General features: G+C 56.5%; 15 protein-coding genes. 11 read left to right on the top strand and 4 right to left on the bottom strand.

Annotation, left to right across the window (positions count from 1 at the left end; genetic code table 11):
- Positions 1 to 84: 84 nt before the first annotated feature.
- Together RB2501_RS08265 and RB2501_RS08260 are read left to right on the top strand one after the other, a co-directional pair.
- A complete protein-coding gene (locus RB2501_RS08265; protein ID WP_015754325.1) occupies positions 85 to 1,773 on the top strand; it encodes a M23 family metallopeptidase in 1,689 nt (562 codons plus the stop codon).
- Positions 1,774 to 1,897: 124 nt separating this feature from the next.
- Positions 1,898 to 2,536, top strand: coding sequence for a hypothetical protein (locus RB2501_RS08260; protein ID WP_015754324.1), 639 nt, complete (start codon positions 1,898 to 1,900; stop codon positions 2,534 to 2,536).
- Positions 2,537 to 2,557: 21 nt separating this feature from the next.
- Here the strand turns inward: RB2501_RS08260 and RB2501_RS08255 are convergent, their stop codons facing one another.
- Positions 2,558 to 3,724, bottom strand: a complete 1,167-nt coding sequence (locus tag RB2501_RS08255) for a cysteine desulfurase family protein (protein WP_015754323.1) — start codon at positions 3,722 to 3,724, stop codon at positions 2,558 to 2,560.
- 114 nt (positions 3,725 to 3,838) lie between these two features.
- Between RB2501_RS08255 and RB2501_RS08250 the strand changes: the two genes are divergently transcribed.
- The gene (locus tag RB2501_RS08250) at positions 3,839 to 4,345 is read left to right on the top strand and encodes a hypothetical protein (RefSeq protein WP_015754322.1); all 507 of its coding nucleotides are present in this window, start codon (positions 3,839 to 3,841) and stop codon (positions 4,343 to 4,345) included.
- Between the two features lie 23 nt (positions 4,346 to 4,368).
- Here RB2501_RS08250 and RB2501_RS08245 read toward each other — a convergent pair whose 3' ends face one another.
- On the bottom strand, positions 4,369 to 4,917 hold the full coding sequence (locus RB2501_RS08245; protein ID WP_015754321.1) for a Smr/MutS family protein: 549 nt from the start codon (positions 4,915 to 4,917) through the stop codon (positions 4,369 to 4,371).
- 131 nt (positions 4,918 to 5,048) lie between these two features.
- On the opposite strand from RB2501_RS08245, the gene RB2501_RS08240 reads away from it, so the two are divergent.
- From RB2501_RS08240 to RB2501_RS08225, 4 genes are all read left to right on the top strand, one after another.
- Positions 5,049 to 5,345, top strand: a complete 297-nt coding sequence (locus RB2501_RS08240; RefSeq protein WP_041327100.1) for a DUF2752 domain-containing protein — start codon at positions 5,049 to 5,051, stop codon at positions 5,343 to 5,345.
- 29 nt (positions 5,346 to 5,374) lie between these two features.
- Positions 5,375 to 5,707 (top strand): CCC motif membrane protein, encoded by a 333-nt coding sequence (locus RB2501_RS08235; RefSeq protein WP_015754318.1) that lies wholly within the window; start codon positions 5,375 to 5,377, stop codon positions 5,705 to 5,707.
- Between the two features lie 81 nt (positions 5,708 to 5,788).
- Positions 5,789 to 6,076 carry a CD225/dispanin family protein gene (locus tag RB2501_RS08230; protein WP_015754317.1) on the top strand — a complete coding sequence of 96 codons (288 nt, stop codon included), beginning with the start codon at positions 5,789 to 5,791 and terminating at the stop codon, positions 6,074 to 6,076.
- Complete coding sequence (locus RB2501_RS08225) at positions 6,063 to 6,473, top strand: DUF2752 domain-containing protein (protein WP_015754316.1); 411 nt, start codon at positions 6,063 to 6,065, stop codon at positions 6,471 to 6,473. The genes RB2501_RS08230 and RB2501_RS08225 overlap by 14 nt, the downstream gene beginning before the upstream one ends.
- Positions 6,474 to 6,533: 60 nt before the next feature.
- Here the strand turns inward: RB2501_RS08225 and recQ are convergent, their stop codons facing one another.
- Positions 6,534 to 8,735, bottom strand: a complete 2,202-nt coding sequence (recQ, locus tag RB2501_RS08220) for a DNA helicase RecQ (protein WP_015754315.1) — start codon at positions 8,733 to 8,735, stop codon at positions 6,534 to 6,536.
- 241 nt (positions 8,736 to 8,976) lie between these two features.
- Between recQ and RB2501_RS08215 the strand changes: the two genes are divergently transcribed.
- The 4 genes from RB2501_RS08215 to lptB are packed head-to-tail and all read left to right on the top strand — an operon-like array spanning position 8,977 to position 11,911.
- The gene (locus RB2501_RS08215) at positions 8,977 to 9,942 is read left to right on the top strand and encodes a KpsF/GutQ family sugar-phosphate isomerase (protein ID WP_015754314.1); all 966 of its coding nucleotides are present in this window, start codon (positions 8,977 to 8,979) and stop codon (positions 9,940 to 9,942) included.
- The gene (gene tatC, locus RB2501_RS08210) at positions 9,942 to 10,784 is read left to right on the top strand and encodes a twin-arginine translocase subunit TatC (protein ID WP_015754313.1); all 843 of its coding nucleotides are present in this window, start codon (positions 9,942 to 9,944) and stop codon (positions 10,782 to 10,784) included. Before RB2501_RS08215 ends, tatC begins: the two co-directional genes overlap by 1 nt.
- Positions 10,765 to 11,112, top strand: a complete 348-nt coding sequence (locus RB2501_RS08205; protein ID WP_015754312.1) for a carboxymuconolactone decarboxylase family protein — start codon at positions 10,765 to 10,767, stop codon at positions 11,110 to 11,112. The genes tatC and RB2501_RS08205 overlap by 20 nt, the downstream gene beginning before the upstream one ends.
- Positions 11,113 to 11,170: 58 nt before the next feature.
- Positions 11,171 to 11,911, top strand: a complete 741-nt coding sequence (gene lptB / locus RB2501_RS08200; protein ID WP_015754311.1) for an LPS export ABC transporter ATP-binding protein — start codon at positions 11,171 to 11,173, stop codon at positions 11,909 to 11,911.
- A 65-nt stretch (positions 11,912 to 11,976) separates the two neighbouring features.
- Here lptB and RB2501_RS08195 read toward each other — a convergent pair whose 3' ends face one another.
- A complete protein-coding gene (locus RB2501_RS08195; RefSeq protein WP_041327647.1) occupies positions 11,977 to 12,714 on the bottom strand; it encodes a CDP-alcohol phosphatidyltransferase family protein in 738 nt (245 codons plus the stop codon).
- Positions 12,715 to 12,762 lie beyond the last annotated feature (48 nt).

Below are 12,762 nucleotides of genomic sequence, written 5' to 3'. Positions count from 1 at the left end.
CATACGCCACCCGCAGGCTTCGTTTTTACCCGATGTTGCATTATTGCGGCCCGAATCCTTAATTTCGCAGGGAATTCCCTTGCTATGACTCGTATCCTCCCCTTGCTATTCCTACTGGCATCCCTGTATGCCCCGGCGCAATACGCCCCGGCCGAAACCCGGTTCGACCCCCCTCTGGATATCCCCATCATCCTGGCTGGGACTTTCGGGGAGTTGCGCTCAAACCACTTCCATGCGGGCATCGACATCAAGACCCAGCAACGCCAGGGCCTGCCGGTCCGGGCCATTGCGGATGGTACGGTCAGCCGGATTAAGGTTGGGCATTGGGGGTACGGAAAAGCCCTGTACATTGCGCATCCCAACGGATATACCTCCGTCTATGCGCACTTGCAGAAATACGGCCCGGGCATTGAGGAATACGTCAAGGACCTGCAGTATAAACGCCGTTCCTATGAGGTGGAGACCTTTCCGGACTACGGGGAAGTACCTGTTAAAAAAGGGGATATCATTGCCTATACCGGCAATACCGGGGGTTCCTCGGGGCCGCACCTGCATTTTGAAATCCGGAGCAGCGTGGATGAGAAACCCACAAACCCCCTCTTGTACGGTATCGACGTCAGGGATGCCACCAACCCGACCCTGGAGGCGGCATTTGCCTACCCGCTGTCCGATGGGGCCCACGTTAACGGGGTTGGCCAACGCGTGGAATTGCAGATGCGCAGGCAGGCAGACGGCACCTACCTGGCGGATACCCTGGTGGCCTCCGGGACCATTGGCCTCGGCGTACAGGCCTACGACCGGCAGGACCTGGCAGCCAACCGCAACGGGGTGTACCGCATTCGACAGGAAGTGGATGGGGCTACCCGCACGGATTTGGTTTTTGAAAAATTCTCCTTCGGGGAAACCCGGTACATCAATACGCTGATCGACTATCCGTACTACGCCACGACCAACCGGCGGGTGCAGAAATGCTTCCGGGATTCCGGCAACCGGCTCAGCCTCTATCAGGAAATCAAGGACGACGGGAAGATCCGGGTATCGCCCGGGAGCCGGCACGAAATACGGATCGAAATCTCGGATCTGGCAGGGAACGAAACCATCCTGACCGTTCCGGTGCGGGGCGAATCGGGAACCCCGTCCGGGGGGGATGAGCTGAAAACCCCCTACTTCATCCGGGCGGATAAACCCGCGAGCTTTGACCTGGGCAGGGCGCAGGCCTATTTTCCGGCCGGCAGCTTTTATCAGAACACCTACCTGGAACTTGGAAGCGACGGGGATACAGTGAAACTGCATAAGCCCACCGTGCCCCTCCACCGGAATTTCACCCTGAGTTTTGATGTTTCGCACATCCCGGAGGCCGATCGCGCCCGGATGTTTATCGCCCGGCTGGATTCGAGGGGCAACCCCGGATACACCCGGACGTACAAAAGGGGCAACACCTTCAGCATGCGCAGCAGGGAACTCGGGGAATTTACCCTGGCTACCGATACCCTTGCCCCCACGATCCGGCCCCGCAATTTCAAGCACCGGCAGTGGCTTACCAACTATCGCTACCTGAGCCTTCGGATTGCAGACGACCTCAGCGGCATCGCTTCCTATTCGGCCACGTTGAACGGCAAGTGGATCCTGATGGAATACGAGCCCAAGGACGGTACAATCACCTATAACTTCGACGATCGTATCGGCGATGCCCGGGAGTGTGAACTGGAGGTGGAAGTAACCGACAACGCGGGGAATATAAGCCGGTATTGGGCGACCTTTTTCCGGCGGTAACCTCCCCTGCCAGAAGGTACGCGCCGGGTTGTGATAAGCCGTATTTTTGCGTACTTTTGCAGCATAATTGCATCCGGCCCAACACGTTGCCGGATATCCAACACCCCAACCCCGTGTTGCCTCTATGAAAAATTTGCTGGTAGCCTTCCTGATAATCGCGGGTACTGCGAATGCAGTTGCCCAGAAAAACATCTTCCAGAGCAATCGTTTTGACGAATTGAGCCAGGACCACCAGGTGCTTGCCATCATCCCGTTCTTCACCCACCTGGACCTGGATGAGGAGCTCAGCCGGAGCGAAAAGCACCGCCTGGAGCAAAAGGAGGGGTATGCCGTGCAGGATGCCCTGGAAACCTATTTCGGGCGTGGCAAAAAACGCAAAAAATTCAGCGTGGACTTCCAGAACAGCAAGGATACGAACGCGCTGCTTGCCCAGAACGACATCTCATACGACAACATCGACCGGTATACGATCCGGGAACTCGCGGACATCCTGGGAGTGGACGGCATCATCAGCGGGAACCTGGATGTCAACGTATTGCTTTCCGATGGTGTCCCCTCTGACTTCAGTTTTCTGGACTACCTGTTGGGCGATGCCGACTACGGCAGGATCGGCATCAAGATCAGCGACGGGAAATCCGGAAAACTCATCTGGAAATACGAGCAGGAAATCAGCCGGAAATCCGGCAAGGACACCGACGATTTGATCGACAAGATGATGAAGAAGGCGGCCCGGAAATTCCCCTACGACAAGGAAGGCCGTTAAAGAAAAAAGACCTCCGGCAAGCTAGACCGCCTTGCCCACCTGGGATTCCACAAATTCTTTCAAAACCCCCACCGTATAGTCCAGTTCCTCCCGCCCGTTGTAATGCGAAAATGAAAAGCGCAGGGAAGGCTTCGCCATTTCCTCCTCGGGGAGGATTTCCGCCAGGACATGGGAGGCACCCGTACTGCCGGACTGGCAGGCACTCCCTTTGGAACAGGCAATACCTTTCAAATCCAGGTGGAACAACAGCAACTGCCCCTGTTCTTCGCTCAGCGGCAACCGCACATTGACCAGCGTATAGGTGCTCCTTTCGGGATCGGCCGACAGACCGTTAAAAGCCACCCCCGGGATGGAATCACGAAGCTTGTCGATGAAGTATTTTTTAAGTCCCACAATGTGTTCCCTTTCCTGTTCCAAGTTAGCGTAGGCGGCCTCCAGGGCGGTCTCCAGGCCCAGGATGTTGTGGTAGGCCTCGGTCCCGGCCCGGTACCCGCGTTCCTGTGACCCGCCCAAAATCAGGGGGCCCAATCCCGTATCCTTGCGGATGTAAGCAAATCCGACACCCTTCGGGCCGTGGAACTTGTGGGCCGCAGCAGTGGCAAAATCCACCGGCGTTTGCTGTACGTCCCAGGGAAAATGCCCGATGGATTGCACGGTATCCGAATGGAACAATGCCCCGTGTTGGCGGCAGATCGCGGAAACCGCCTGCAGGTCGGTCAGGTTGCCGATTTCGTTGTTGACGTGCATCAGGCTAACGAGCTTCCGGCTGTCATCGGCCTGCAGTAATTTTTCGAGGGCTTCCAGCCGGGGGTTGCCGTCCGCGTCCAGGGGGACATACTCCAGCCGGATACCGGATTCCCCGGCCAGTGCCTGGGCGGTGTGCAAAACAGCGTGGTGTTCGATGCGCGTGGTAATCAGGGTCCGGACCCCCAGGTCGCGGACAGCGCACCGCAGGATCATATTATCGGCCTCGGTACCCCCCGAAGTGAAGATGATCTCACCAGGGCGGGCACCCAAGCGGGCCGCGATGGTCTTCCGCGCCTTTTCGATGCCCGTTTTGGCGCTCCGGCCAAAGGAATGCGTAGAGGATGGGTTTCCGTAGCAACCCTCCAGGGCTTCGCACATGGAAGCGATTACTTCTTCCCGGATACAGGTGGTTGCCGCATTGTCCAGATATACTTTTTCCATGGCGCGCAAAGCTTGGTTTTTAACAGGCCAAAAGTACCGAAATTAGTTAAATCCTCCTAAAATTACGGGGAGACACTTGGGAGATTCAGGGTCATTTCAGGTATCTTTGGCATTGTGAAAAAAGCCCTGATATTTCTTTGTGCCGGTTTCCTGTCTGCCTGTTCCAGCGGGGACCTCGAAATCGAAACCATCGATTTTGACGAGGTTGCCATCCAGAACTGCGGTACGGCAACCACCGCGACGGAGCTATTCTTCAAAATCGACAATTCCGAAGCGCTGATCCTGCAACTCGAAAGCGGCCTGCTGGCAAATGCGGATTCCGGGGGCGAAATCGAATCGGCAATCCCGGGAAATTCCCAGCTGACCTACCGCCTGTTCGACGATGCCGTCAGCAGTTCGTATTTCTGCGGGGAAATCCCCCCGGCAACCCCGGTGGTACTGCAGGAGGTAGAAGCCGAAGCGGGGAGCGTCCTGATCACCACGGTCCGGGACGCCGCGGATACCACGCTCTTCACACACGAAATCCGCCTGGCCGGAGTGTCGTTTATCACCTCCAACGGGGAGCGCCTCACCAATATCAGCGTGGAGGAATTCGGGACGGTTACCACATCTTCCAATTGAATTCCGAATCCAGCAATTGACTTCTAGTTAAAAGCCTCCTGGGGGATATAGATTTCCGTGGCGCCCAGGCCGTAGGAGCGGTAATCGGCCTCCCGCACTTTCAGGTGGTCGTATCGGCGGAAAAGCGTCCGCAATTCGGCCTTGAGCACCCCCTGGCCCACCCCGTGGATAAATACCACTTTCTGGATTCGTTTGCTCAGGGCAAACTCCAGCTGGCGGCGCGCGGTTTCCATTTGTATATCGAGGATTTCATATGTGTCCAGGCGCTGCGGGGCCGGGTGAATTTTTTCGATGTGCAGGTCCACCTCCAGGGCCGGGGCGTAGCGCGCCTTTTTGCTTCCGGTCCGGAGTCCCTTCCGATTCGGCTTTTCCTGCGGCTTCTCCGAGGCCGCCGAAGGGGGTACCGGCAGGGAGGCACCTTGCGGGATACGGACGACGGCCTCAGGGGCTGCCGTCATTTCAAACCCGTCCGGGGTGCGAACGCGAATTCCCTCCGGGGTGACCGACAGGACCACGCCCTCCAGGTCTTCATCCAGCCACTGGACCCGATCGCCCGGTTCAATGCTTTCCATCGTCCTCGGGATTAGAGGTTACCCCGGCCGCGGGGGCATTGGCGGCGACCAAATAAATGGTGGGTTTTATTTTCATTGCCCAAAAATAATAGTAATTTACCGTTCGGAAATCCCGGGACGGTCTTTTCCCTATGATACAATTAGCCATTTTTTCCGAAGCCGACATGCTCCCCTGCCTGAGCCAGCAAATCCTGGGCATTTCGTGCCCCGGCTGCGGCCTCCAACGCGCTGTTGCCCTCCTGCTGCGTGGCGAACTGATCGAATCCTTCCTGATGTACCCTGCCCTGTTGCCCCTGATGGCCCTGTTTGCGGCTATCGTGGCCGACCGGCTGGCCTGGGTCAGGAATGGCACGCAGCTGATTACCTGGCTGGCGGGTATTACAGTGGCTGCGATCCTCGTGAATTTCCTCCTGAAACTAAACCTTTAAACCAACAATACCACTAAACCACCGCTACCATGGAACAAAGAAAATTACCGAATGTAACCCTGGCCATTGTATTATCCATCCTGGGCTATGTCTGTTGCTGCATCTGGGGGCTTCCGGCAATCCTCCTGGGTGTAATCGCCTACCTGCTGCTTCGGTCGGACTACAAGAAGTACCTGGAGTCCCCGGAGGTCTACACAAATTACAACCAGTGGAAAACCGCCCGGATACTCGCCATAATCGCCATTGTCCTCGGTGTGCTTTATTTTGGTTTTATGCTGTTCCGCATCCAGCAACTGGGAGGATGGGATGCCATGATGGAACAATCCCGCGAAATGATGGAACAGTGGGGGTTTGAGGAATAACCCCCGGTGGACGGTACCGACCGTCCGCCACTGCCATATCCCCCCGGCCGAGTACGATAACCTATTAAAACAACCACCAGCATGAACGAAATGGAAAACCAACCCCCAAAACCGAGCAATTACCTGGCCCTGGCCATTATCTGCACGGTCTGCTGCTGCCTCCCGGCGGGCATCGTGAGCATCATATATGCCGCTCGGGTAAACGAGACCTATGCCCGGGGCGATTATCCCCTGGCGGAACAGTATTCCCGGAGCGCACGTACCTGGGGGATTGTAGGCCTGGTGGTAGGGGGAATCGGAGTAATCATCTACCTGGCCATCTTCGGCTTCAGCATCTTTGCCGGGATCATGGAAAATGCCCGCTACTGATCGCAAAATAACGTGGTATGCCCTTGGAGGGGTAGCCGCCGGAGTATTCCTACTGCTGGTTTACTACCATATGGACCCGGAAGGCGGGTCCTTTCCGGCCTGTCCCTTCCACCAGCTCACCGGCCTGTTGTGTACGGGCTGCGGCAGCCAGCGCGCACTGCACGACCTCACCCGCCTGGATCTGGGCGGGGCATTTGGCCATAACCTGCTGTTCCCCCCGGCCGTATTGCTTCTCGGCTGGCACGGCACGGAACGCGTGGTGCGAAATTTCGGAAAACGGTTCCCCAACAGCCCGCTGGACCATCCCCGGGCCCCCTGGGTGGTGCTGGCGCTGGTACTCTTATTTACCGTGTTGCGGAATCTGCCGTGGGAGCCCTTCAGGTTCCTGGCCCCCTAGGCGCAGGGCGCACACCCGCCACCGGGAATCCTTCAATAAAACAGGTTGTGCAGCTTTGGGTCAGTTTGCGACTTCGCTCATGAATTTTAGGCGGTAGAGCCGGAGTTCCTCATCCTCGTATTCCCCGTCAAATTCTTTCAGGGCTTCCTCGATATCGTCCGACTCCGCCTCCAGAAAATAATCGTGGATTTCTTCCTGTTGGTCTTCGTCCAGGATATCGTCGATGTAGTAGCCCAGGTTCAACCGGGTACCGCTGAAGACAATTTGTTCCATCTCCCGGACGAGCTCCGGCAATTCCAGGCCCTTGGCCGCTGCGATGTCGTCCAGCGGCAGTTTCCGGTCTACATTCTGGATAATATAGAGCTTGAGGGCCGAATTTGCACCCGTGCTTTTTACCACCAGGTCCTCCGGTCTCGTGATATTGTGTTCCTCCACGTATTGTGAAATCAACCCGAGGAACGGTTTGCCGTATTTGCGGGCCTTGCCTTCCCCCACTCCGTGTATGTTCACGAGTTCCTCATGGCTGACGGGGTATTTCAAAGCCATATCCTCCAGGGAAGGGTCCTGGAAAATCACAAAGGGCGGCACTTCCAACTTGGCAGCTTCTTTGCGCCTGAGGTCCCGCAGCAGCTTGAGCAGCGTATCGTCCCCCGTGCCGGAACGCGGCCGGACTGTGCCGCCGGAAGGGCTTTCCTGGGCCTCGCTGTACCGGTGGTCACGGGTCATCATAAAGGATGTCGGGTTTTTCAGGAATTCCTCACCGGACGGGGTAACGTGCAGGATGCCGTATTGTTCAATTTCCTTCTTTAACAAGCCGGCTACCAGGATTTGCCGGACCAGGGCCATCCAATAGTGTTTGTCCTTGTCCGCCCCGGAGCCGAAAACCTCTTTGCCGGCCGTCTTATGGGCTGCGATCAGGGCGTTGGACGACCCGGTAAGCGTCTTGACGATTTCCTTGGCCTTGAATTTTTCATTTGTTTCCTTGACGGCCCGGATGATTTTTACCACGTCGTCCCGGGCTTCCACCTTTTCCTTGGGGTTCCGGACGTTGTCGTCCATATCCGCCCCTTCGCCGTTGACCTCGTCGAATTCCTCCCCGAAATAGTGGAGGATGAATTTCCGGCGGGAAACAGATGTTTCCGCGTAGGCGACGATCTCCTGCAACAGGGCGTTGCCGATTTCCTGTTCGGCCACGGGCTTGCCGGCCATGAATTTTTCGAGTTTCTCCACGTCCTTGTAGCTGTAGAAAGCCAGGCAGTGGCCTTCGCCCCCGTCCCGGCCGGCCCGGCCGGTTTCCTGGTAGTAGCTCTCAATGCTCTTGGGAATGTCGTGGTGAATCACATAGCGCACATCCGGCTTGTCGATCCCCATGCCGAAGGCGATGGTAGCCACGACCACATCCACCTCCTCCATCAGGAACATATCCTGGTACCGGGAGCGGGTCTTGGCGTCAAAACCGGCATGGTACGGCACCGCGCTGACCCCGTTTACCTGCAGCACCTGGGCGAGTTCCTCCACCCGCTTGCGGCTCAGGCAGTATATAATACCCGATTTCCCGGCGTTTTTCTTCACAAACCGGATAATGTCCGCATCCACGTTCTTGGTTTTGGGCTGTACCTCGTAGTACAGGTTCGGGCGGTTGAAGGAAGCCTTGAATACTTCAGCTTCCGGGATACCCAGATTCTTGAGGATGTCTTCCTGTACCTTGGGGGTTGCCGTCGCCGTCAGGGCGATAATCGGGATGTCGTCTCCGAGGCGGTCGATAATGGATCGCAGATTCCGGTATTCTGGACGGAAATCGTGCCCCCATTCCGAGATGCAATGGGCTTCGTCTATAGCGACAAAGGAAAGGGTTACCCCCTGCAGGAAGTCCACGTATTCCTCCTTGGTCAGCGATTCGGGGGCCACGTACAACAATTTGGTGACCCCGGAGGTAATATCCTCCTTCACGGCTTTGACCTCACCCTTGGTCAGGGAGGAATTCAGCACGTGGGCCACCCCGTCGTTGTCCGAGACGCCCCGGATGGCGTCCACCTGGTTTTTCATCAGGGCAATCAGTGGGGATACCACTATGGCCGTGCCTTCGCCGATCAGGGCCGGCAACTGGTAACACAGCGACTTCCCTCCTCCCGTAGGCATTATGACGAAGGTGTCTCTGCCCTGGACAATATTTTTAATTACGTCTTCCTGAAGTCCCTTAAACTGCGAAAACCCAAAGTATTTCTTCAGGGACGCTTTCAGGTCGGTCTCATTCAAAATCATGCTTCATGCTCTTTCTGCAAACATCACAATCCCGGGGCCCCGGGTATGCCGTATCCATTGGATGATACAGGGTGGTCTCGGCAAATAATGTGCCGAATGTGAAATGCGGGGGAATTGAATTTGTTTCTAATAAGTTTATGTAATTTTGTTTTCTTAAATATAGCACATTCTTTTAAAAACAATCCCTCTTTTGTATACATTTTAAGGATTGGAAACCGCTAGTGTTAATTAATGCAAAACCTTGAAGGACAGTAAGGCTATACTCGAAATAGCGCGTCAAACAATCGCCCTGGAAGGCGATGCCATCCACCACCTTGCCACCCTGCTTACGGAGGATTTCTCCCGGGCGGTTTCGTGCATTCTCGAAGCTGACGGCCGCGTGGTGATCACCGGTATTGGCAAAAGCGCCATTATCGCCTCCAAAATTGTGGCGACCCTGAATTCCACCGGTACCCCGGCCATCTACATGCACGCAGCGGACGCCATTCACGGAGACCTGGGCACCATCCAGCAAAACGACGTGGTCATCTGCATTTCAAAGAGCGGCAATACCCCGGAAATCAAATTGCTCGTCCCGTTGATCAAACAGGGTGGCAACCCGCTGATCGGGATGACGGGCAGCCCGGATTCCTTCCTGGGCCGGCGCGCCGACTACTGCCTGAACACCTATGTAGAAAAAGAGGCCTGCCCAAACAACCTGGCCCCGACTACCAGCACAACAGCCCAATTGGTGCTGGGCGACGCCCTGGCTATCTGCCTGCTCGAACTCAGAGGGTTCAGCAGCCGGGATTTTGCACGCTACCACCCCGGAGGGACCCTGGGGAAAAAACTCTACCTGCGCGTGGGGGACATCGCCGCGCAAAACCAGGTGCCGCAGGTATCCGGGGATACACCGGTCAAGGATGCCATCGTGGAGATTTCCGAGAAAATGCTCGGGGTCACGGCCGTGATGGACGGGGACCGGGTTGCCGGGATTATCACGGACGGGGACATCCGGAGGATGCTCAACAAACACGACAATATTGCCGGACTGCGCGCCCGGGATATCATGACCACCGGGCCCAAAACGGTCGATTCCGAGGTCCTGGCTGTCAAAGCGCTGCAAATGATGGAGGAAAATGACATTTCACAATTGCTGGCCACCCGGGACGGCAGGTACATCGGGGTGGTCCATATCCACAACCTAATCAAGGAGGGCATACTTTAATGGCAAAGAAAGAACGCAAGGACCCCAATGAAATGTCCTTTCTGGACCACCTGGAAGAGCTGCGCTGGCACCTGATCCGGTCTACACTGGCCATCGTGATCCTCGGTGTGGGGGCATTCCTGATGAAGGACTTTATTTTCGACACGATCATCTTCGGGCCCAAAAAGATGAGTTTCCCGACGTACCGGCTCTTTTGCGATATCGCCACGAGCCTGGGCTTCGATTCCGCCTTCTGTGCAGATTCCCTGCCATTTACCATCCAGAACCGGACGATGGCCGGACAATTCTCCGCGCATATCTGGACTTCCATATGGGCCGGATTTATCGTGGGCTTCCCCTACGTGCTCTACGAGATCTGGAAGTTCATCAGCCCGGGGCTCTATGAAAAAGAGCGCAAGCACTCCCGGGGCTTTATCCTGATAGCCTCGGCATTGTTCTTTATGGGGGTCCTCTTTGGCTATTACGTGGTAGCCCCCCTGTCCATCAATTTTTTGGGCACCTATCAGGTCAGTGAGGAAGTGCTGAATGAAATCGATATCAGCTCTTTCATCTCCACGGTGCGGGCAGCGGTCATTGCCTGCGGAATCATGTTTGAACTGCCCATCATCATCTTTTTCCTCACCCGGGTGGGATTGGTTACCCCGGAGATCCTCCGGAAGTACCGGAAGATTGCCCTGGTGATTGTACTGGTCCTCTCCGCGGTGATCACCCCGCCGGACGTGGCCAGTCAGATCATAGTGGCCGTGCCCGTCCTGATCCTGTATCAAATCAGTATTTACATCTCCTCTGTCGTGCTCAAACGGCAGGCAAAAGCCCAGAAGAATGCCAGATCAAGTCGATGAATTCAACGCCTACCGGGAACGGATGAACGAAAAACTGCTCAACAGCGACAGCCGGCTGATGAAGCGGATGTTTAACCTGGACACGAACGCCTACGCCCCGGGCGCCCTGGACGTGAAGACCAAGGAACTCCTGGGCCTGGTGGCCTCGACGGTCCTGCGGTGCGACGACTGCGTCCGGTACCACCTGCAAACCCTGTACAAACACCAGGCCACCAAGCAGGAAGTCATGGAAACCCTGGGCATCGCCACCCTGGTGGGCGGCACCATCACCATCCCCCACCTGAGGCGGGCGGTAGAATTCTGGGAAGTCCTGGAAAACAAGGGTTAAAAAAATCCGAAAATGGCACCGACCCCACCCGAAAAACTGTAAGTTTGGCCCACGTCCCATGAAACTCCGAGCCGAAAATATCATGAAATCCTATCGCGGCCGCCAGGTCGTTAAAGGGATTTCCCTGGAAGTCAACCAGGGTGAAATCGTCGGGCTCCTCGGCCCGAACGGTGCAGGCAAAACAACGTCCTTTTATATGATCGTGGGGCTGATCAAACCCAATGGGGGGCGCATATTCCTGGACCAGACGGAAATCACGAAATTCCCGATGTACAAGCGGGCCCAGTACGGGATCGGCTACCTGGCACAGGAGGCTTCGGTATTCCGGAAGCTCAGCGTCGAAAAAAATATCCTGAGCGTCCTGCAGCTCACGGACCTCAGCAAAAAGGAACAGCACATGCGGATGGAAAGCCTGCTCGAGGAATTCGGGATCGGCCACATCCGTAAAAACCGGGGGGACCTGCTCTCCGGGGGGGAGCGCCGACGGACCGAAATTGCCCGTGCTCTGGCTACCGACCCCAAATTTATCCTGCTGGATGAGCCCTTTGCCGGGGTAGACCCGGTTGCCGTGGAAGATATCCAGCGAATTGTCGCCCAACTTAAAAACCGGAACATCGGCATCCTGATCACCGACCACAATGTGCAGGAAACACTCGCCATCACGGAGCGTTCCTACCTGATGTTCGAAGGAGGCATCCTCAAGTCCGGCCTGCCCGAAGACCTGGCTGCGGACGAAATGGTGCGGAAGGTCTACCTGGGCCAGAACTTTGAACTCCGGAAGAAAAAACTGCTTTTCTGATTCGGTTGCCGGCTGGCAGCCCATCGGCGGATCGGCGGATCACCGCGGCGGAACCGCCGCGTTATTCATTTCGGTTGGGCGAACAGGGAAAACAACACGTACATCAGGATGATCAGCGGAACCGCCAGGAACTGCAGGGTCAGCAGGGCCACCCCGGACAGGATCAGGAAGATGTACTTATACCCGTTGTCCCGGAAGCTCCAGGTATCAAATTTCAGGGCAAACAGCCGGATGGGTGCATTGAGCAGGTAAACGGATAAGATCGTCACGGCAATCAGCACCCAGGGATTCATCAAAACAGCGCTTACCGCATCGCTGCCGTTATAGAGCAGAATAAGCGGCAGGCTGAGGATCAGCAGGGCGTTTGCCGGGGTGGGCAGGCCCGTAAAACTGCTCACCTGGTCTTCGTCGATGTTGAAACGGGCCAGGCGCCAGGCCGAGGCCAGGATGATCGCCAGACCGGTAAACGGCAGCCACGCGTGCGGCCAGTCGCCGGTTGAAAGTGCTTCGGTAAAAAAACTATTGCTGCTCCATCCCCCGCTGACAGACATCCCGAGCAACTGGCACATTACGAGCCCGGGAACCAGCCCGCTTGTGACCAGGTCGGCCAGGGAATCGAGTTGGATGCCCAATTCGGAGGAGACCCCAAGCTTGCGGGCCACCAGCCCGTCCAGGAAATCGCAGATCACCCCGAGCATAAAAAAGGCGGCCGCCCATTCCAGGCGGTCGAGAACGGCAAATACAGCGGCGATGGAGCCGGCCAGCAAATTCAGCAGGGTAATGATATTCGGCAGGTTTCTCATATATCGGTTGGGCTTGGAGCCGGCGGTCCGGGCTTCCGTTATCGTAAA

The organism is Robiginitalea biformata HTCC2501, from assembly GCF_000024125.1.
In the GTDB taxonomy this organism is placed as follows: domain Bacteria; phylum Bacteroidota; class Bacteroidia; order Flavobacteriales; family Flavobacteriaceae; genus Robiginitalea; species Robiginitalea biformata.
The sequence above is the reverse complement of the archived record's forward strand: the minus strand, read 5'-3'. Positions and strand labels throughout refer to the sequence as shown.